Origin of the sequence: Rathayibacter sp. AY1F9 (assembly GCF_002932155.1) — a bacterium.
GTDB lineage: Bacteria > Actinomycetota > Actinomycetes > Actinomycetales > Microbacteriaceae > Rathayibacter.
This window is the reverse complement of record NZ_PSVA01000021.1, coordinates 28,870-48,357: the sequence shown is the minus strand read 5'-3', so window position 1 is coordinate 48,357 and position 19,488 is coordinate 28,870. Positions and strand designations below refer to the sequence as shown.

Sequence of the window (19,488 nt, the reverse complement as noted above, 5' to 3'; positions counted from 1 at the left end):
ATCGGCCAGCATGGCCGGATGCGCCTCCCCTCCGTGCTCCTCCCCGGGCACCTTCCTCTCGCGGAGCTGTGCGCCGCCCGCCTCGACGGCGAGCTGGTTGCGCTCGACGAGGGCTTCCTCGTCGCGGATCTGCCCCTGGGGGCGTCCGAGCGGGCCGCCTCCCTGCGCTCGCTGCTCCCCCGCGGCGCCGTCGCCGATCGTCTCTCCGCCGCGTGGGTGCACGGAGCGACGCACGGCCCACCGCCGGTGCACAGCGCCTCGATCGACCGGCGGAAGCGCCGGCAGGCGCCGTCGAACCCCCGCCTGCGCTGCCACGAGGTCCTGCTCGACGAGGACGACGTCGTCCTCCTCGGCGGCGCGCCGGTCACGTCGCCTGCTCGCACGCTGATCGACCTCGCCCGGACGGAGGACGCGGGCGCGATCCTCCGGGCGCTCTCTCGGAGCACCCGGACCGGCCTCGACGCCGTCCTCGCGAGGCTGGAGGAGGGCAGCGCCGTCGCCGGACGGAGGATCGTCGGACGACGGCTGCGGGCGGCGCTCGGCGAAGCGCCGCCCGTGGATCAGCCCGCGTTCACCCGGTAGACGTCGTAGACGGCGTCGATCCGGCGCACGGCGTTCAGCACGCGGTCCAGGTGGGTGGTGTCGCCCATCTCGAAGACGAACCGGCTGATCGCCAGCCGGTCGCTCGAGGTGGAGACCGTCGCCGAGAGGATGTTGACGTGGTGCTCCGAGAGCACGCGCGTCACGTCGCTCAGCAGGCCCGAGCGGTCCAGCGCCTCGACCTGGATCTGCACGAGGAAGATGCTCTTGGAGGACGGCGCCCACTCGACGTCGACGATCCGCTCCGGCTCCTTCAGCAGCTCCTGCACGTTGTGGCAGTTCGCCTGGTGCACGGAGACGCCGGCTCCCCGCGTCACGAATCCGACGATCTGATCGCCCGGAACCGGAGTGCAGCACTTCGCGAGCTTCACGAGGATGTCCGGCGCGCCCTTCACGAGGACGCCCGACTCGCTGCTCCGGCTCCGCGGCCGGGGCGAGCGAGGGAGGGTGACCTCGTTCTCGTCCGACTCCGGATCGCCCTGGATGGAGGAGACGACCTTCTCGAGCACCGACTGGGTCGAGACGTGGCCCTCGCCGACGGCCGCGTAGAGCGCCTCGACGTCGTTGTAGCGCAGCTGGCTGGCCACCTCGGTGAAGGTGTCCTGGCTCATCAGCTTCTGCAGCGGCAGGTTCTGCTTCCGCATCGCCCGGGCGATGGAGTCCTTGCCCTGCTCGATCGCCTCGTCGCGCCGCTCCTTGGTGAACCACTGCCGGATCTTGTTGCGGGCCCGCGGGCTCTGCACGAAGTGGAGCCAGTCCTGGCTCGGTCCCGAGTCGGGGTTCTTCGAGGTGAAGACCTCGACCACGTCGCCCGTCGTCAGAGCCGACTCCAGCGGCACGAGGCGCCCGTTGACCTTGGCGCCCATCGTCCGGTGCCCGACCTCGGTGTGCACCGCGTAGGCGAAGTCGACCGGGGTCGCACCGGTCGGCAGGCCGATCACGCGTCCCTTCGGGGTGAAGACGTAGACCTCCTTGGCGCCGATCTCGAAGCGGAGGGAGTCGAGGAACTCGTTCGGGTCTGTGGTCTCCGACTGCCAGTCCGAGAGGTGCGCGAGCCAGGCGAGGTCGGTGTCGTTCGATCCGGAGGTGGGCACCTTGCCGGTGGCCATCTGCTCCTTGTACTTCCAGTGCGCCGCGATGCCGAACTCCGCGTGCTGGTGCATCTCGTTGGTGCGGATCTGGATCTCGACCGCACGCCCCTTCGGCCCGACGACCGTCGTGTGCAGCGACTGGTAGAGGTTGAACTTCGGAGTGGCGATGTAGTCCTTGAACCGGCCCGGCATCGGCGTCCAGCGGGCGTGGATCGAGCCGAGCACGGCGTAGCAGTCGCGCACCGAGTTCACGAGGACGCGGATGCCGACCAGGTCGTAGATCTCGTCGAACTCGCGACCGCGGACGACCATCTTCTGGTAGATCGAGTAGTACTGCTTCGGCCGGCCGACGACACGACCGCGGATCCGCCCGGCCCGCAGGTCCTCGCTGATCAGGTCGATGACGTTCTGCACGAACTCCTCGCGCTGCGGCGTCCGCCGCTTCACCAGGCTCTCGATCTCGTTGTAGATCTTGGGGTAGAGCACCGCGAAGGACAGGTCCTCGAGCTCCCACTTGATCGCCTGGATGCCGAGGCGGTGCGCCAGCGGCGCGTAGATCTCGAGAGTCTCGGTGGCCTTGCGGGCGGCGGATTCGGCGGGGACGAAGCCCCAGGTCCGCGCGTTGTGGAGGCGGTCGGCGAGCTTGATGATCAGGACGCGGATGTCCTTCGACATCGCCACGATCATCTTGCGGACGGTCTCGGCCTGCGCGCTGTCGCCGTACTTGACCTTGTCGAGCTTGGTGACGCCGTCGACGAGCATCGCGACCTCGTCGCCGAAGTCCGCGCGGAGCTCGTCGAGCTGGTAGTCGGTGTCCTCGACGGTGTCGTGCAGCAGCGCGGCGGCGATCGTCTTCGAGCCGATGCCGAGGTCGGCGAGGATCTGCGCGACGGCCAGCGGATGAGTGATGTAGGGCTCGCCGCTGCGGCGCTTCTGGTTCGCGTGCGCCCGCTCCGCGACCGAGTACGCGCGCTCGATCAGCGCGATGTCGCTCTTCGGATGGTGCATCCGGACGGTGCGGACGAGGGTGTCGACAGCACCGGAGGGCTGCGCGCGCGAGAAGATCCGCGGGACCAGTCTGCGCAGGGCAGCGGTCGAGGACGTCGTCGTCGTTTCCGTCACGCGAGGATCTCCATCGCCCCATTATCGCCCGTGCGGACGGCGCCGATGACCGTTCCGCCCGGGGCGGACGGCGCCGGCGTCAGCCGATGCGTCCCGGGCGCCCCTCGCCGTCGACCACGTCGCCGCCCGCCGCGGCCCAGGCGGTCATGCCGGCGTCGACGTTGGCGACCTCGTAGCCGGCGCCGTCGAGGGCCTGCGTCACCATCGCGGAGCGGACTCCGGAGTGGCAGACCACCAGGATCGCCGTGTCGGCCGGGAGCTCGTCCTGCCGGGCGCCGATCTCCCCCATCGGGATGTGGTGGGCGGCCGGAGCATGCCCCGCCGCCCATTCGTGCGGCTCCCGGACGTCGAGCAGCCAGACCTCGTCGCGCTCGACGAGTCCGACGGCGTCGGCCGCCGTGACCTGTGCGTAGTCGGCCACGGCTCAGCCCTGCACGGCCGGCGCGGCCGGCGCGGTCGCCTTCGCCCGGGCCGACTCCACGCGCTTGTCGTGCTTGGAGATCTCGGGCTCCCGGCTGCGCAGCTGGGCGTACAGCGGCGCCGCGACGAAGATCGTCGAGTACGTGCCGACGATGATGCCGATCAGCAGGGCGAGGGAGATGTCGCGGAGAGTGCCCGCGCCGAGGACGAACGCGCCGATCACGAGGATCGCGGCCACCGGGAGGGCGGCGACGATCGAGGTGTTGATGGAGCGCACGAGAGTCTGGTTCTCGGCCAGGTTCACCGTCTCGGAGAAGGTGCGGGTCGTGCTGCCGAGCGCCTCCACGGTGTTCTCGCGGATCTTGTCGAAGACCACGACCGTGTCGTAGAGCGAGTAGCCGAGGATCGTCAGCAGTCCGATCACCGCCGCCGGCGACACCTCGGTGCCGGTGATGCCGTAGACGCCCGCCACGATCACGAGGTCGTGCAGGAGCGCGACGATCGCCGCGAGCGACATCTTCCAGGTGCGGAAGTACGCCCACATGGCCAGGGCCGCGAGGACCACGAAGATCACCAGGCCGCGCAGGGCCTGCTGGGTCACGTCGTTGCCCCACGCCGCTCCGATGAAGGAGGAGGCGACCTGGTCGGTGGGCACGTCGTACGCCTCCGACAGGGCGTTCCGCACCGCGGTCGACTCGTCGGTCGAGAGCTGGCCGGTCTGTACGCGGATGGAGTCGTCGCCGACGATGGACACGCGCGGCACGGTCTCCGGAGCGACCGAGGTCACCGCGTCCGTCGCCGTCGCCTGCTCGAGGCTTGACGGCGAGGACACCGTGAACTGCGAGCCGCCGGTGAACTCGATGCCGAAGTTGAAGCCGCCGCGGGCGACCGTCCCGAGCAGCGTGATCAGGATCAGGGCGAGCGAGACGAGGTACCACGTGCGGCGCCGGCCGACGAAGTCGATCGATCGCGCACCGGTGTAGAGGTCGTTTCCGAACTGCGAGAAGCTGGCCATCACGCGTCCTTCCCGTTCGAGTCGTTGGAGTCGCGCAGGCCGGCCGCCTCGGCGGCCTTCCGCTCGGCGATGGTCTGGCGCTTGGCCGCCTCGCGGGACGCGGAGGCGCGCTTGCCGGCGACCACCTGGTCCTGCGGACGGAAGGCGGCACGGCCGCGGTAGACGGCCCCGAGCGCCCGGGGATCCAGGCCCGAGGCCTTGTGCCCCTCGGCGAAGAACGGTCTCGTGGCCATCAGCTGCAGGATCGGGTGGGTGAACAGCGCCACCACGATCAGGTCGATGATCGTCGTGATCCCGAGGGTGAGCGCGAAGCCGCGGACACTGCCGACGGCGAGGAGGAAGAGGACCACCGCGGCGAGCAGGTTCACCATGTCGGACGCGAAGATGGTGCGCAGCGCGCGCCGCCAGCCGGACTCGACGGCGGACTCGAGGCCGCGTCCGTCGCGGAGCTCGTCGCGGATGCGCTCGAAGTACACGATGAACGAGTCGGCCGTGATGCCGATCGCGACGATGAGACCCGCGACTCCTGCAAGCGAGAGGCGCAGTCCCTCCCGCCAGGACAGCAGCGTGACGACGAGGTAGGTGACGATCGCCGCGACGAGCAGCGAGGCGATCGTGACGGCTCCGAGAACGCGGTACTGCGCGATGGAGTAGACGATGACGAGGATCAGGCCGATGAGGCCGGCGAGCAGGCCGCTGGCGAGCTGGGCGGAGCCGAGCGTCGCCGAGATGCTGTCCGAGCTCTGGACCTGGAAGCCGATCGGCAGCGCGCCGTACTTGAGCTGGTCGGCGAGCGTCTTCGACGACTCCTGGGTGAAGGAGCCCGAGATCTGCGCGTTGCCGTCGGTGATGGCGGCGTTCGTCGACGGGGCCGAGATGACCCGGCCGTCGAGGACGATCGCGAACTGGTTCTGCGCACCCTGCAGCGCCACGAGGCGCGAGGTCACGTCGCCGAAGGCCTGCGTGCCCTGGTCGTCGAACGAGAGGTTGACGGCCCAGGTGCCGGTGCTGGCGCCGGAGGAGGTCGTCATCAGGCCGTTCGAGGCGTCCGAGATGTCCTCGCCGGTGATCTCCACCGGGCCGAGGACGTACTTCACCGTCCCGCTGTCGTCGCAGGTGATGAGCGGCTGGTCGGCCGCGGCGAGGTTCGGGTCCTGGCCGTTGAGGAACGCGCAGTCGAACGAGGTGTACTGGGCCTCGAGCGCCGGCGTGAGGTAGGCGAGGTCGCTCGCGTTCGTCGGCGAGGCGGTCGGCTCCGTCGAGAGCGACGGGTCGACGGGCGTCGGCGTGGGCGAGGACGTCGCGTCGCCGCCGACCGAGCTGTTGGTGGCCTGGCTCGCGACGAGGACTGGGCGGAAGTCGAGCTTCGCCGAGGCCTCGATGCGCTGGAGCGTCTCGTCGTCGGGCGTGCCCGGGATCGAGACGACGATGTTGCTCGAGCCCTGGGTCGTGATCTCGGCCTCGGAGACGCCGGACGCGTCGATGCGCTGGCGGATGATCGAGACGGCCTGCGTCAGCTGCTCCGACGAGACGGTGTCGCCGTCGTTCAGCTGCGGCTGCAGGACGATCTGCGTGCCGCCCTCGAGGTCGAGGGCGAGCTTCGGCGTCCAGGAGCCGCCGCCCCAGAGGACGGCCGCCGTATTGAGTCCGACGAGAGCGAGGATCAGGACACCGAGCCAGCTCAGGGAGCGGCGGGCCTTCCGGACGGGGGTTGATGCGGCCACCCAGGGCTCAGCTTTCTCTTCGGTCGACGGTGATCGGCCCGGGGACGCCCGGGCGTGGAGAAGGGCGGGCGGGCGCCGATGCGCCCGGCCCGCCCAGGAGACTACTGCGCGTCGGGGCGGCGGTCGCGCTCGACCGGGTCCACCAGCGGGTCGCGGTGCGCGGAGTCGCGCTCGCCGAACTCGGGCGAGCCGGTCGCGGTCAGCGGGTCGGCCTCGTCCTCGGTCTCGACGACGACGGCGTTCTCGCTAGGGTCGATGAGCCGGGCGATCGCCTGACGGTGGATGGTCAGCAGCGTGCCGGGGGTCGACTCGATGACGATCTTGTTCGCCTCGTCGTCGATCGACACGACGGTGCCGAAGAGGCCGGAGCCGGTCATGAGCTCCACCCCCGGCTGGAGGTTGTTCTTCATGCTCTCCGCGTCGCGCTGGCGCTTCTTGTTGTTGCGGAACATGAAGATGATCATCACGGCGAGCAGCAGGACGAGCAGGATGATCGTCGGATCCATGGGTGGGCCTTCCGGAGTGGATGGGCGATCCGCCGCGCGGCCTCAGGTCGAGGCGGAGCGGATCGAGCGGCCCGTCGGGCCTAGAGAATCATAGATCATCGGGGAACAGGGGCGGCTGAGCCGCCGTCCCCCGGGGGTCGATGCCGAAGTGGCGGTAGGCGGCGGGGGTCGCCACGCGGCCGCGCGGCGTCCGGGTCAGCAATCCGATCCGCACGAGGAACGGCTCGACGACGGCCTCGACCGTCTCCGCCTCCTCCCCCACCGACACGGCGAGGGTGTTCAGGCCGACCGGCCCCCCGTCGAAGCGGGTCAGCACGATCTCCATCACCGCGCGGTCGAGCCGGTCGAGTCCGAGCGCGTCGACGTCGTAGAGCTCCAGCGCCGCGCGGACGGCGGTCACGTCGGCCCGTCCGCCGTGGACCAGGGCGAAGTCCCGCACCCGCCGGAGCAGGCGGTTGGCGATGCGCGGGGTGCCTCGGCAGCGGCCGGCGATCTCGGCGATCGCGTCCGCGTCGATGTCGAGCTCGAGCAGCCGTGCCGCCCGGGCGAGCACCTGCCGCAGCTCGTCCTCCGCGTAGAACTCGAGGTGCGCGGTGAAGCCGAAGCGGTCGCGGAGCGGATTGGGCAGCAGGCCGGAGCGGGTCGTGGCGCCGACGAGCGTGAACGGGGCGAGATCCAGCGGGACGGACGTCGCTCCCGCCCCCTTGCCGACCATGATGTCGATCCTGAAGTCCTCCATCGCGAGGTAGAGCATCTCCTCCGCGGAGCGCGCCATGCGGTGGATCTCGTCGATGAAGAGGATCTCGCCGGGCAGCAGCGAGGAGAGGACGGCGGCGAGGTCGCCCGCGTGCTGGATCGCGGGGCCGCTGGAGAGCCGCAGGGGCGAGGAGCTCTCCTCCGCCACGATCATCGCGAGGGTCGTCTTGCCGAGACCGGGCGGGCCCGCCAGCAGGATGTGGTCCGGGGTCCGGCCCTGCATGGCCGCGGCCTTGAGCAGCAGCTCGAGCTGGCCGCGCACCTTGCGCTGGCCGACGAACTCGCTGAGGTTCCTGGGCCGCAGGGCGCCCTCGAAGGCGACCTCGGCCTCCGATGCGACCTCGGCGCCCAGCACCTCGTCGCTCACGAGCGGGCCGCCGGACCGAGGCGGGCGAGGGCGAGCCGGAGCAGCGCCTGCACGTTCGCGGCGTCGGAGGCCTGCGCGTCGAGCAGGATCTCGTCGACCACATCGGCCGCGGTGCGCTCGGGCCAGCCCAGGCCGACGAGCGCCGCGAGCACGTTCTGCGCGGCGGTGGCGGCGGGACCGGAGCCGCGGGCGGCGCGCGGACGGACGGTCACCTTGCCGGCGAGCGACAGGATGATCAGCTTGGCCGTCTTCGGGCCGATGCCGCTGACCTTCCGGAACACCCCGTCGTCCTCGTCGGCGACCGCCTGCGCGATCCGGTCCGGCTCGACCGCGCCGAGCACGCCGAGGGCGGACTTCGGGCCGACGCCGGTCACGCCGATCAGCAGCTCGAAGATCTCGAGCTGCTCCTCGTCGGGGAAGCCGTAGAGGGTGAGCGAGTCCTCGCGGACGACGAGCACGGTACTGACCGTGGTCTCGTCGCCGACGCGCATCTCGAGCGCGTGCTGCGGGGTCACGTTCACCGCGTAGCCGACGCCGTGGACGTCGAGGACGGCGAGACTCCCGCGGGCGGAGAGGACGGTGCCGCGGAGGGAGGAGATCACCGCGTCAGTCTAGATGCTCGAACAGGCGTTCGACTCGCGGCCTCGGCGGCGCGCCACGCCCGCTGCGCTGCTGTGCCGCCCGCCGCTCCGTCGGCACCGGCTCCCGCCGACCCGGAGGACGGCGCGAGAGGGGCCCGCCAGGCGTGGCAGACGGCCAGGGCGAGGGCGTCGGCCGCGTCGGCCGGCCGCGGCGGGGCGTCGAGCCGGAGGACGCGCTGGATCATCGCGGTGACCTGGCGCTTGTCCGCGGCTCCGTAGCCGGTGACGGCGGCCTTCACCTCGCTCGGCGTGTGCATCCCGACCGGGAGCCCGCGCCGGGCCGCCGCGACGAGGGCTACGCCGCTGATCTGCGCGATGCCCATCACGGTGCTGACGTTGTTCTGCGCGAAGACCCGCTCGATCGCGACGGCGTCGGGGCGGTGCTCGTCGAGCAGCGCCTCGAGCCCGTCGCCCAGGGCCAGCAGGCGGCGCTCCAGCGCGTCGTCGGGCGGTGTCCGGAGGACCGTCACGTGCACGAGGGTCGCGCGGCGGTCGCGCGAGACGTCGACGATGCCGACGCCGCAGCGGGTGAGCCCGGGGTCGATCCCGAGGACGCGCATCAGGCCGCCCTCCAGGATCGGGCCGGGCTCACCGCGTCACTCCTCGTTCTCGAGCTCGGCGCGCACCTCGGCCGTGATGTCGAGGTTGGTGTAGACGTTCTGCACGTCGTCCGAGTCCTCGAGCGCGTCGATCAGGCGGAAGACCTTGCGGGCCGTCTCGGCGTCGGCCTCGACCTGGAGGGAGGCGACGAACTCGATGTCGGCGGAGTCGTAGTCGATGCCCGCCTCCTGCAGGGCCGAGCGGGCCGGGACGAGCTCGCTCGGCTCGACGCGGACCTCGAAGCTCTCGCCGTGGTCGAGCACGTCGTCGACACCGAAGTCGAGGACCGCGCCGAGCACGTCGTCCTCGGTGACGCTCTCTCCGTGGGGCACGGAGATGACGCCCTTGCGCGCGAAGTTGTACGCGACGCTGCCCGGGTCGGCCATGGTGCCGCCGTTGCGGGTCATCGCGGTGCGGACGTCCGCCGCGGCGCGGTTCTTGTTGTCGGTGAGGCACTCGACGAGCAGGGCGATGCCGTTGGGGCCGTAGGCCTCGTACATGATCGTCGTGTAGTCGATGACCTCGCCGGTGAGGCCGGCACCGCGCTTGATCGCGCGGTCGATGTTGTCGTTCGGCACCGAGGTCTTCTTCGCCTTCTGCACGGCGTCGACGAGCGTCGGGTTGCCGGAGAGGTCGGCGCCGCCGATCTTGGCGGCCACCTCGATGTTCTTGATCAGCTTGGCGAAGGACTTCGCGCGGCGCGAGTCCTTGATCGCCTTCTGGTGCTTGGTCGTGGCCCACTTGGAATGCCCGGACACGGTGCTCCCTCGGAAATCTCGTTGCGTGCGGCCCCCGAGGGCGCCGCTGATGGCAGGGGCCAGTCTATTCGAGAGCCGGTCCGCGCCCGTCTCGGCCCGAGCACCGAGCCTTCCGCGCCCGTCTCGCCGGCGACGAGCCGCCCTCCCCACGCGCCCCCCGCACCGCCGAACGCACGGTCCGCGTCCCAGCGGATCGCGCTAGGCGGACGCGACCCGCTCCACCCACCCAGCCACCCCCGAGAGCCGACCGCGGCGAGCCGGGCAGGGACCGGCTCGCCACAAGCACAGCCGAACCAGTGATCCGCGTACCAGCGGATCGCTGTAGGCGAACGCGACCCGCTCCACCCACCCAGCCATCTCCGGAAGCCGACCGCGGCGAGCCGGGCAGGGACCGGCTCGCCACAAGCACAGCCGAACCAGTGGTCCGCGTGCCAGCGGATCGCTGTAGGCGGACGCGACCCGCTCCACCCGCCCCGCCATCTCCGGAAGCCGACCGCGGCGAGCCGGGCAGGGACCGGCTCCCACAGGCACCGCCGAACGCACGATCCGCGTCCCAGCGGATCGCGCTAGGCGAACGCGACCCGCTCCACCCACCCAGCCACCCCCGAGAGCCGACCGCGGCGAGCCGGGCAGGGACCGGCTCGCTATCTGATCAGCCGCGACAGCAGCCGGTCGGCGAGGATCCTGCCGTCGGTCTGGCAGGTGGGGCAGTACTGGAGCGTGGAGTCGTGGAAGACCACCTGGCGGATCGTGTCGCCGCAGACGGGGCACGCCTCTCCTGTGCGGCCGTGGACGCGCATGCCGAGCTTCTTCTCGCGCTTGAGGTCGGCCGCGTGCAGGCCCTCGGCGCGGGCGAGCGCCTCCTCGAGTGTGTAGCGGAGGGCCGCGTAGAGGCGGTCCAGCTCGTCGGCGTTGAGCGCGGCGGGCTTGAAGGGCGACCTGCGCGCCACGTGGAGGATCTCGTCGGAGTAGGCGTTGCCGATGCCGGCGATGCGGGACTGGTCGCGGAGGACGCCCTTCACCTGCGCCCTGCCCGCCGTGGCGAGGATCGCGCCGAGGATCTCCTCGGTGAACTCCGGGTCCAGCGGATCGGGACCCAGCCGGGCGACGCCCGGGACGTCGAGCGGATCGGCGACGATCGAGAGCGCGAGGCTCTTCTTGGTGCCGGCCTCCGTCACGTCGAACCCCGACCCGTCGTCGAGGACCAGCCGCGCGGCGAGCGGTCCCCGGCCGGGCTTCGCCGGCGCCGTCGGCCGCTCGGGCCGCCAGCGGACCCAGCCGGCGCGGGCGAGGTGCAGGAGAACGTGGGCCTCGCCGACTGCGATGTCGAGGAACTTGCCGTGCCGCGACACTCCGTGGACGGTCTCGCCGGAGAGAGCCGACGGCGGGATGGCCACGGTCTTGAGGGCGGAGATCGCGAACACGTCGAGCCGCTCGAGGACGCGTCCGCCCAGGCGCGCGTCGAGATCTAGAGCGAGGGCCTGGACCTCGGGGAGTTCGGGCATGCGACCACCCTGGCCCGCGTGTCCCGCACCGTCCACCCCTGGCGGAGGGGACGGCAGCGGGTCAGTCGCCGAAGCGCGTCGCCGCGACCTTCCGCAGGAACAGCTCGTGGAACCGGTAGTCGCCGGTGATCTCGGGATGGAACGCCGTCCCGAGGAGGTTGCCCTGCTCGACCGCGACCACCCGCCCGTCGGCGACACTGGCGAGCGCGGTCGCCCGCTCGCCCAGCTCCTCCACGACCGGTGCGCGGATGAAGACCGCGTGCACCGGCGGATCGCCGATGGCCGGCACGTCGAGATCGGTCTCGAAGGAGTCGAGCTGGTTGCCGAACGCGTTCCTCCGGACCGACACGTCCAGGCCGCCGAAGCTGCTCTGGCCGTCGATGCGGTCGAGGACCCGGTCGGCGAGCATGATCAGCCCGGCGCAGGTCCCGTAGACGGGCATCCCCGCACTGATCGCCTCGACGACCGGCTCCGCGAGGCCGAAGAGGCGCGACAGCTTGTCCATCACCGTGGACTCGCCGCCCGGGATGACCAGCCCCGCGACGGTGGCGAGCTCCTCCGGGCGTCGCACCAGCACCACCTCGGCGCCCAGCTCGCGCAGGACGTGCGCGTGCTCGCGGAAGTCGCCCTGCAGCGCGAGGACCCCGACGCGGAGCCCCTCGAGGGACTCCCGCGCCGATCCTGCGCCGGCGAGCGGCGCGTCGGCGCTACCAGCCACGCTCGGCGAGGCGGTGCGGCGCGGGCACGTCGGCCACGTTGATGCCGACCATCGCCTCGCCCAGGCCGCGCGAGGCCTCCGCGACGACCTTCGCGTCGTCGAAGAAGGTGGTCGCCTTCACGATCGCGGCCGCGCGCTTGGCGGGCTCGCCCGACTTGAAGACGCCGGAGCCGACGAACACGCCGTCGGCGCCCAGCTGCATCATCAGCGCCGCGTCGGCCGGGGTCGCGACCCCGCCGGCGGTGAAGAGAACGACGGGGAGCTTGCCGGTCCGGGCGATCTCGACGACCAGGTCGTAGGGGGCCTGCAGCTCCTTCGCGGCGACGTAGAGCTCATCCTTGGTCATCGCCTTCAGGCGGTTGACCTCGCCGGAGATCGTGCGGATGTGCTTGGTCGCCTCGGAGACGTCGCCGGTGCCGGCCTCGCCCTTCGAGCGGATCATCGCTGCGCCCTCGGTGATGCGGCGCAGCGCCTCGCCCAGGTTGGTCGCTCCGCAGACGAAGGGGACGGTGAAGTTCCACTTGTCGATGTGGTTCACGTAGTCGGCGGGCGAGAGGACCTCGGACTCGTCGATGTAGTCGACGCCGAGCTCCTGCAGGATCTGCGCCTCGACGAAGTGGCCGATGCGCGCCTTCGCCATGACGGGGATCGACACGGCGGAGACGATGCCGTCGATCAGGTCGGGGTCGCTCATGCGTGCGACGCCGCCCTGCGAGCGGATGTCGGCGGGGACGCGCTCGAGCGCCATGACGGCGACCGCGCCGGCGTCCTCCGCGATGCGGGCCTGATCGGCGTCGACGACGTCCATGATGACGCCGCCCTTGAGCATCTCGGCGAGACCGCGCTTGACGCGGCTCGAGCCGAACTGCTCGGGAGCGGACGAGGACGGAGTGGTGGTGTCGGTCATGTTCGCGAGTCCTGTTCTGTGCGGCGACTTCCGCCGACGGCAGCTCCGAGTCTACGAGACGGCGCCCGCCGTCCGCGGCGCTGGACAGGGGGCCGGGCGGCGGTCTAGAGGCTCGGCCAGGCCGCCGCGAGGCTCGCCCGCACGTCGCCGAGCAGCTGCGGGAGCGCCTTCGTGCGGGCGATGATCGGGAAGAAGTTCGCGTCGGTCGCCCAGCGCGGAACCACGTGCTGGTGCAGGTGCGCGGCGATCCCCGCTCCCGCGACCGCGCCCTGGTTCATCCCGAGGTTGAAGCCGTCGTTGTTCGAGACCGAGCGGACGACGCGCATCGCCGTCTGCGTGAGCGCTCCGATCTCGGCCACTTCCTCGGGAGTGGCCTCGTCGTAGAGCGGGATGTGCCGGTACGGGCAGACCAGGAGGTGGCCGGAGTTGTACGGGAACAGGTTCAGCAGGACGTAGGCGTGCTCCCCGCGGGCGACGATGAGGGCCTCCTCGTCGCTCAGCGTCGGCGCCACGCAGAAGGGGCAGTCGTCGGCTCCGGGCTGCCCCTTCTGGATGTAGACCATCCGGTGCGGCGTCCACAGGCGCTGGAACTCGTCGGGAACCCCGGCGAGGTGCGCCGAGCCCTCCGCTCCCTCGGGCACGCAGCCGTCGCTCACGCTCAGACCTGCGCCTTCGAGGCGACGGCCTCGCGGATGCGCGCGACGGCGTCGGCGACCGGGATCCCGTTCTCCTGCGTGCCGTCGCGGAAGCGGAAGCTGACGGCTCCGGCGTCGCGGTCCTTCTCCCCCACGATCATCTGGAAGGGCACCTTCTGCAGCGTGGCGTTGCGGATCTTCTTCTGCATCCGGTCGCTGGAGTAGTCGATCTCGGCGCGGATGCCCGACCGCTTGAGCTCGCCGACGACCTCCTCGAGGTAGGGCAGGTACTCGTCGGCGATCGGGATGCCCACGACCTGGACCGGCGACAGCCAGACCGGGAACGCCCCGGCGTAGTGCTCGGTGAGGATCGCGAAGAAGCGCTCGATGGAGCCGAAGAGCGCGCGGTGGATCATCACGGGCCGCTTCTTCGAGCCGTCCGAGGCCGTGTACTCGAGCTCGAAGCGCTCGGGCTGGTTGAAGTCGAGCTGGATGGTCGACATCTGCCAGGTGCGGCCGATGGCGTCGCGCGCCTGCACCGAGATCTTCGGACCGTAGAACGCCGCTCCTCCCGGATCCGGCACCAGCTCGAGACCGGAGGCGACGGCGACCGCGCGCAGCGACTCGATCGCCTCCTCCCACTGCTCGGGCGCACCGACGAACTTCGGGTTGCCCTCCTCGTTCGTGGACAGCTCGAGGTAGAAGTCGTCGAGGCCGTAGTCGCGCAGCACCTGCAGCACGAACTCGAGGTTGCGGGTCAGCTCGGCCGACACGTCCTCCTGCGCGACGTAGATGTGGGCGTCGTCCTGGGTCAGGCCGCGCACGCGGGTGAGGCCCTGCAGGGTGCCGCTCTTCTCGTAGCGGTACACGGTGCCGAACTCGGCCAGGCGCAACGGGAGCTCGCGGTAGCTGCGGCCGCGCGAGCGGAAGATCAGGTTGTGGAACGGGCAGTTCATGGGCTTGAGGTAGTAGTCCTGGCCCTGGCGGGTGACGTTGCCGTCCTCGTCCTGCAGCTCGTCGAGGTGCATCGGGGGGAACATCCCCTCGGAGTACCACTGCAGGTGCCCGCTCGTGAGGAACAGGTCGCCCTTGGTGATGTGCGGCGTGTAGACGAGCTCGTAGTCGTGGGCGAGCAGCTGCTCGCGCATGTACTGCTCGATCTCGTAGCGGATGATCCCGCCCTTGGGGTGGAAGACCGCGAGGCCGGAGCCGATCTCGTCCGGGAAGGAGAACAGGTCGAGCTCGTGGCCGAGCTTGCGGTGGTCGCGGCGCGCCGCCTCCTCGAGGCGGACCTGGTGCTCGCGAAGCTCGTCCTTCGTGGGCCACGCGGTGCCGTAGACGCGCTGCAGCTGCGGGTTCTTCTCCGAGCCGCGCCAGTAGGCGGCAGCGTTGCGGGTCAGGGCGTAGCCGTTGCCGATCATGCGGGTGTTGGGCAGATGCGGGCCGCGGCAGAGGTCCTTCCAGACCGTCTCGCCGGAACGCGGGTCGACGTTGTCGTAGATGGTGAGCTCGGCGCCGCCGACCTCGACGCTCTCGTCCTCGGCTCCCCCGCCCTTGATCCCGATCAGCTCGAGCTTGTAGGGCTCGCCGGCGAGCTCGGCGCGCGCCTCCTCCTCGGAGACGACGCGGCGCACGAACCGCTGGCCCTGGCGGACGATGCGGTCCATCGCCTTCTCGAGCGCCTTCATCGCCTCGGGCGTGAAGGGCTCCTCGACGTCGAAGTCGTAGTAGAAGCCGTCGGTGACGGGCGGGCCGATGCCCAGCTTCGCCTCCGGGTTGATCTGCTGCACCGCCTGCGCGAGCACGTGGGCCGCGGAGTGGCGGAGGATGTTCAGCCCGTCCGGCGAGGAGATGAGCACCGGCTCGATGCGGTCGCCCGGCACGACGTCGGCGGCGAGGTCCTTGAGCTCCCCGTTGACGCGGATCGCGACCACGGCCCGGTCGGTGAAGTGCGTGAATCCCGTGCCCGCCTCGGTGACGACCGAGTGGGACTCGTTCTCTGCGGGATTCGACGGTTCGTTCGACACGTGCGGGCACTCCTCGGGCTCGGTTGACCCCTCGACTGTAGTCGGCGGCGGCCTCTACCCGAGCGCGTCGCGCACGCGGACGCCGAGCGCGCGCAGAGCGGAGGCGAGCTCGTCCCGGTCGGCGCCGGGGAGCACGAGCGAGCTGCGCTCGAGCTGGTGCAGGAGGACCTCCTCCAGGCCGGGCGGCAGGGAGTCCACGGCGAGCGCCCCCTCGAGTGCGGCGAGCACGGCGACGACGGCCACCGCGTCGCGTGCCGCGAGTCTGCGTGCGCTGATCTCCATGCGTCTCCGTCCGTGTCGTCCGACCCCGTCACCCTGCCGACAGGACGTGCCCCGGAGAGGGGCGCGGGGGCGACCGGTGCGCAATCCGTCCAGGTGGCATCCTGGTCCGATGGGTGCCGGTCCTGCGCTGCAGCGCTTCACGCGCTCCGGGGCCGATCTGGAGGAGGCGCGGCGCTTCTACTCGGACGGCTACGGCGGGTCGGGATTCCGGACGGAACCGGTCGAGCGGCCCTTCTCCTTCCGCTACGACGTCTCCGGGAGCGAGGGCGTGAGCCTGCGGACGTCTGTTTTCCGGGGCTCCGTGTCCGGGGGGCTGCGTCCGGCGGGCGAGTACGTCGTCTCGTGGTTCCTCTCCGGCACGAGCGTGGTGGACCCGGAGGGCGATCGGATCGTCCACCTGCCGGGGCGGCCGGTCGTGTTCCCCAGCGCGCGTCCGTTCGAGTTCGTCAGCCGCGACTTCCAGCAGCGGCTCGTGCACGTGGCCGCCGGCCTCCTCGAGCAGGTCGCGTCCGAGGCCGGCGACGGCGTGCCGCTGCCGCTCGTCTTCGACCACCGCTCGATCGCCTCCGCGTCGGCACTCCCGGGCTGGTGGCGGGCGGTCGACGACTTCGCGGGCGTCCTCCGGTCGGGCCGCGAGGCGACAGCGCTGCAGCTCGTGGCGGCCGAGCGCGGCGTCGCTCTGCACCTGCTCGCGACCTTCGCGCACCGGCCGGTCGTCGTTCCGGCGCAGGTGCTGCGGCCGGGGCTCGAGCACCTGCTGCGTGCCGCCGAGTTCCTGCACGCGTTCGCCGCGTCGCCCGTCACCGTGTCCGACATCGCGACAGCGGCGGGGCTCACTCCGCGGGCGCTGCAGGCCGCGTTCCGGAGGCACTTCGGCGACACTCCGCTCGGCTACCTGCGCGGCGTGCGTCTCGACCGGGCGCGCGTCGAGCTGCGCGAGGGCGCTCCGGGCGAGGAGACCGTGCGCGCCGTCTCCGCGCGCTGGGGCTTCCTCAACCAGGGCCGCTTCTCGGGGGCGTACCACCGCCGCTTCGGCGAGTACCCGGTGGAGACCCTGCGCCGCTGACGCTCAGGCGCCGGGAGCGAGATCGCGGGCGTAGCAGACCGAGTGCTCGGACCCGATGTAGGCGCCGAACGGCGGGATGGCGTGGTAGCCCTCCCGGAGGTAGAACCGCATCGCGTCGGGCTGGAGCGTCCCGGTCTCCAGCACCAGGCGCGTCGTGCCCAGAGCGGCCGCCCGCGCCTCGAGCGCGCGCAGGACGGCCGTGGCCGCTCCGGTGCCGCGGGCGGCGCGGTCGGCGAACATCCGCTTCACCTCGATCGCCCCCGGTCCGAGGACGTCGTCGTCGAGAGGCCGCAGTCCGCCGCAGGCCACCGCCGTGCCGCTCGCGTCGCGGGCGACGAGGAAGACGGGCACGTCGTCGGCCGAGGGCGGCGTGCCGGGCTCGTGGTCGTCGTTGCCGTAGCGCTCGTCGAGCTCGCACCGCTGCGCGTCGCGCAGACGCTCGGCGTCCGGGTGGGTCCACGCCACCTCGTCGATGGTCCAGCTCATGAGGGCTCCTCCCGGCCGCGCGGCGGGCACGGCCGAGGCCATTCGGCCGCGCCAGCTCCCTCCGGCCGGCCCGGTGGCAACCCCTTCCGCGCCGGGCCGCAGCGGGCGTCGACTGGAGGCCCACCGACGAAAGGACTCACCGTGCTCTCCGACTCCCCCATCGGCCCCGTTCTGCTCTCCCGCGACCTCGCCGCCTCCCGCGCCTTCTACGCCGGCTCCCTGGGACTGGAGGTCCTCGAGGAGAGCGAGTCGGCGATCGCCTACTCCTGCGGCGGCACGCGGCTCACCGTCACCGCCAGCACCACGGGCTCGAAGGACGAGCAGACCAAGGCCGCCTGGCGGGTGGCCGACCTGCGCGCCGAGCTGGACGCGCTGGCAGCTCGGGGCGTGGCTCCGGAGGACTACGACAGCGACGAGCTGCGCACCGAGAACGGCGTGGCCGACCGCGGCAGCGTCTGGGCGTCCTGGATCCTCGATCCCGACGGGAACGCGCTCGGCATCGAGCAGCCCAAGAGCTGATCGGCGCCGCTCTAGACTCGCCCCATGCCCGACGACTCCGCTCCGCTGCCCGCGCCCGGGTGGTACCCGCATCCGGCCGACCTCGGCTCGGAGCTCTACTGGGACGGCGCGGCGTGGACGGACCGGTCCCGCCCGTCCTCCTCGGCGCCCGCTCCCGCCTACGGCACGCCCCCGGGCGCTCCGGAGCAGGAGCTGTACGCCTATCCGTCCGCCCCGTCCTCCGCGGCGGGCCGCAACCCCATGGCGATCGCGAGCCTCGTGCTCGGCGTCCTGAGCCTGCTGATCAATCCGCTGCTGATCCCCTCGATCCTCGCCATCGTCTTCTCGGCGAAGGGCCGGGCGGCCGCACCGCTCGTCGGAGGCGGTCGCGGGCTCGCGACGGCCGGACTCGTCACCGGGATCCTCGGTCTGGTGTCGGGCGTCTTCACCATCGTCGGCAACCTCTCGGCCGGGGTCCCCGGCCTGGCCGGCTGACCGGGGTGCCGCGGCCCTCGACGCCCCGATGACCGCGCGCCGGAGCGCTCCCTGGCTCCTCGTCGTGGCGGTCGCCCTGGTCGCGCTGGTCCTGCGCGGTCCGATCGTCGCCGTCGCGCCCATCATCGACGCGGTGCGCGAGGACCTCGCGCTGTCCGCGGGCCAGGCGGGGATCCTCACCAGCATCCCCGTGCTCTGCTTCGCCCTGGCGACTCCGCTCGCCCTCCTGGTGATCCGCCGCGCGGGACCCGACGCCGCCGTGACCGTCACGGTGATCGGCGTCGCGCTCGGCACGATCATCCGATCGATCGGCGACGTGGGACCGGCCGTGGCGGGCACCATCCTGATCGGCGTCTCCATCACGATCGGCAACGTCGTCCTCCCCGTCGTGATCCGGCGGGACGTCGCTCCCGAGCGCGTCGACCTCACGACGGGCGTCTACACCGCGGCCCTCAACATCGGCTCGACGATCACCTCGCTCGGCACCGCTCCGCTCGCTCTAACCCTCGGCTGGCGAGGCGCCCTGCTCGTCTGGCTCGCCCTCAACGCCCTCGCTCTGGCCGGCTGGCTCGTGGCCGTGGGGCCTCGGGCGGCCCTGCGTCCGACTCCCCGCCCGTCCCGCGCCGACCGCGCACCGGCCGCACCGGCTCCGCGGATCTTCCGCAGCGCGACCGTGCTGGCGCTCGCGCTCTGCTTCTCGAGCCAGGCGTTCTCGTACTACGGAGTGACGGCGTGGCTCCCCTCGCTGCTCGTCGACCGCAACGGCTTCTCGATCGCGACCGCGGGCGCGAGCGCCTCGGTGTTCCAGCTCGCCGCGGTCGCCGGCGCCCTCGGCGTCCCGCTCCTGGTCCGGAGGCTCGGACCCCTGGGGAGCATCGTGCTCGTCGGCCTCCTCTGGTGCACAGTGCCGGCGGGGCTGCTGCTCGCCCCGCAGCTCTGGGCGCTCTGGTGCGTGCTGGGCGGCGCGGCCCAGGGCGGAGGATTCACGGTGGTCTTCGTGCTCGTCGTGCGGCTCTCCCGCTCCGACGCCCACGCGTCGCGGCTCTCGGCCACGGTGCAGGGGATCGGCTACGCCGTGGCCGCCACCGCCCCGACCGTCATCGGGTTCGCGCACGACGCGAGCGGCGGCTGGGAGGCTCCGCTGCTGACCGTCCTCGCCGCGACCTGCTCCTTCCTCCTCTTCGGCACCCTCGCCGCTGCGCGCCAGCGCCGGGCCTGACCCGCGACACGACCGGCCGCGCCGTCAAGGGGGCCGTCCGACGACTGTCG

At 71.8% G+C, this 19,488-nt stretch carries 21 protein-coding genes; 5 read left to right on the top strand and 16 right to left on the bottom strand.

The genetic code is table 11. From position 1 onward, the window contains the following. Positions 1-18: 18 nt before the first annotated feature. Positions 19-582 (top strand): type IV toxin-antitoxin system AbiEi family antitoxin, encoded by a 564-nt coding sequence (locus C5C37_RS13120; RefSeq protein WP_104339046.1) that lies wholly within the window; start codon positions 19-21, stop codon positions 580-582. Here C5C37_RS13120 and C5C37_RS13115 read toward each other — a convergent pair. The 15 genes from C5C37_RS13115 to C5C37_RS13045 all read right to left on the bottom strand — a co-directional run bounded on the left by C5C37_RS13115 (position 561) and on the right by C5C37_RS13045 (position 15,674). Beyond that, a complete protein-coding gene (locus C5C37_RS13115) occupies positions 561-2,813 on the bottom strand; it encodes a bifunctional (p)ppGpp synthetase/guanosine-3',5'-bis(diphosphate) 3'-pyrophosphohydrolase (RefSeq protein WP_104225334.1) in 2,253 nt (750 codons plus the stop codon). The two genes, C5C37_RS13120 and C5C37_RS13115, sit on opposite strands and share 22 nt — an antisense overlap. A 79-nt stretch (positions 2,814-2,892) precedes the next feature. Beyond that, positions 2,893-3,234, bottom strand: a complete 342-nt coding sequence (locus C5C37_RS13110; RefSeq protein WP_104224765.1) for a rhodanese-like domain-containing protein — start codon at positions 3,232-3,234, stop codon at positions 2,893-2,895. Between the two features lie 3 nt (positions 3,235-3,237). Next, a complete protein-coding gene (gene secF, locus C5C37_RS13105) occupies positions 3,238-4,248 on the bottom strand; it encodes a protein translocase subunit SecF (RefSeq protein WP_104233316.1) in 1,011 nt (336 codons plus the stop codon). Further along, positions 4,248-5,972, bottom strand: coding sequence for a protein translocase subunit SecD (gene secD, locus C5C37_RS13100; RefSeq protein WP_104339045.1), 1,725 nt, complete (start codon positions 5,970-5,972; stop codon positions 4,248-4,250). The genes secF and secD overlap by 1 nt, the downstream gene beginning before the upstream one ends. A 101-nt stretch (positions 5,973-6,073) precedes the next feature. Next, entirely contained in the window at positions 6,074-6,478 is a 405-nt protein-coding gene (yajC, locus tag C5C37_RS13095) for a preprotein translocase subunit YajC (RefSeq protein WP_104233318.1), read from the bottom strand. A gap of 88 nt (positions 6,479-6,566) precedes the next feature. Further along, on the bottom strand, positions 6,567-7,601 hold the full coding sequence (gene ruvB / locus C5C37_RS13090) for a Holliday junction branch migration DNA helicase RuvB (RefSeq protein WP_104224769.1): 1,035 nt from the start codon (positions 7,599-7,601) through the stop codon (positions 6,567-6,569). Next, positions 7,598-8,203, bottom strand: coding sequence for a Holliday junction branch migration protein RuvA (gene ruvA, locus C5C37_RS13085; RefSeq protein WP_104225337.1), 606 nt, complete (start codon positions 8,201-8,203; stop codon positions 7,598-7,600). Before ruvA ends, ruvB begins: the two co-directional genes overlap by 4 nt. Then, positions 8,200-8,802 carry a crossover junction endodeoxyribonuclease RuvC gene (gene ruvC, locus C5C37_RS13080; protein WP_104225338.1) on the bottom strand — a complete coding sequence of 201 codons (603 nt, stop codon included), beginning with the start codon at positions 8,800-8,802 and terminating at the stop codon, positions 8,200-8,202. Before ruvC ends, ruvA begins: the two co-directional genes overlap by 4 nt. Positions 8,803-8,838: 36 nt before the next feature. Continuing rightward, positions 8,839-9,600, bottom strand: a complete 762-nt coding sequence (locus tag C5C37_RS13075; protein WP_104224772.1) for a YebC/PmpR family DNA-binding transcriptional regulator — start codon at positions 9,598-9,600, stop codon at positions 8,839-8,841. Positions 9,601-10,244: 644 nt separating this feature from the next. Continuing rightward, a complete protein-coding gene (locus C5C37_RS13070; RefSeq protein WP_104339044.1) occupies positions 10,245-11,105 on the bottom strand; it encodes a DNA-formamidopyrimidine glycosylase family protein in 861 nt (286 codons plus the stop codon). A 61-nt stretch (positions 11,106-11,166) separates the two neighbouring features. Continuing rightward, entirely contained in the window at positions 11,167-11,739 is a 573-nt protein-coding gene (gene pdxT, locus C5C37_RS13065) for a pyridoxal 5'-phosphate synthase glutaminase subunit PdxT (protein ID WP_244229657.1), read from the bottom strand. A 73-nt stretch (positions 11,740-11,812) separates the two neighbouring features. Continuing rightward, complete coding sequence (gene pdxS, locus C5C37_RS13060; protein WP_104224629.1) at positions 11,813-12,730, bottom strand: pyridoxal 5'-phosphate synthase lyase subunit PdxS; 918 nt, start codon at positions 12,728-12,730, stop codon at positions 11,813-11,815. Positions 12,731-12,834: 104 nt separating this feature from the next. Further along, complete coding sequence (locus C5C37_RS13055; RefSeq protein WP_244230646.1) at positions 12,835-13,386, bottom strand: HIT domain-containing protein; 552 nt, start codon at positions 13,384-13,386, stop codon at positions 12,835-12,837. A 2-nt stretch (positions 13,387-13,388) separates the two neighbouring features. Beyond that, a complete protein-coding gene (gene thrS, locus C5C37_RS13050) occupies positions 13,389-15,299 on the bottom strand; it encodes a threonine--tRNA ligase (RefSeq protein ID WP_258059257.1) in 1,911 nt (636 codons plus the stop codon). 147 nt (positions 15,300-15,446) lie between these two features. Further along, positions 15,447-15,674, bottom strand: a complete 228-nt coding sequence (locus C5C37_RS13045; RefSeq protein WP_104225342.1) for a hypothetical protein — start codon at positions 15,672-15,674, stop codon at positions 15,447-15,449. 109 nt (positions 15,675-15,783) lie between these two features. Here C5C37_RS13045 and C5C37_RS13040 point away from each other — a divergent pair, with 109 nt between their 5' ends. After that, complete coding sequence (locus tag C5C37_RS13040; RefSeq protein ID WP_104327523.1) at positions 15,784-16,740, top strand: AraC family transcriptional regulator; 957 nt, start codon at positions 15,784-15,786, stop codon at positions 16,738-16,740. Between the two features lie 3 nt (positions 16,741-16,743). Here the strand turns inward: C5C37_RS13040 and C5C37_RS13035 are convergent, their stop codons facing one another. Continuing rightward, positions 16,744-17,226, bottom strand: a complete 483-nt coding sequence (locus C5C37_RS13035; protein WP_104225442.1) for a GNAT family N-acetyltransferase — start codon at positions 17,224-17,226, stop codon at positions 16,744-16,746. Positions 17,227-17,367: 141 nt separating this feature from the next. On the opposite strand from C5C37_RS13035, the gene C5C37_RS17580 reads away from it, so the two are divergent. Genes C5C37_RS17580 through C5C37_RS13020 form a run of 3 tightly spaced genes read left to right on the top strand, consistent with a single transcriptional unit; the run spans position 17,368 to position 19,438 of the window. Continuing rightward, positions 17,368-17,745, top strand: coding sequence for a VOC family protein (locus C5C37_RS17580; protein WP_104224632.1), 378 nt, complete (start codon positions 17,368-17,370; stop codon positions 17,743-17,745). 24 nt (positions 17,746-17,769) lie between these two features. Then, positions 17,770-18,219, top strand: a complete 450-nt coding sequence (locus tag C5C37_RS13025; protein WP_104251081.1) for a DUF2510 domain-containing protein — start codon at positions 17,770-17,772, stop codon at positions 18,217-18,219. Between the two features lie 28 nt (positions 18,220-18,247). After that, on the top strand, positions 18,248-19,438 hold the full coding sequence (locus tag C5C37_RS13020) for a CynX/NimT family MFS transporter (RefSeq protein ID WP_104334015.1): 1,191 nt from the start codon (positions 18,248-18,250) through the stop codon (positions 19,436-19,438). Positions 19,439-19,488 lie beyond the last annotated feature (50 nt).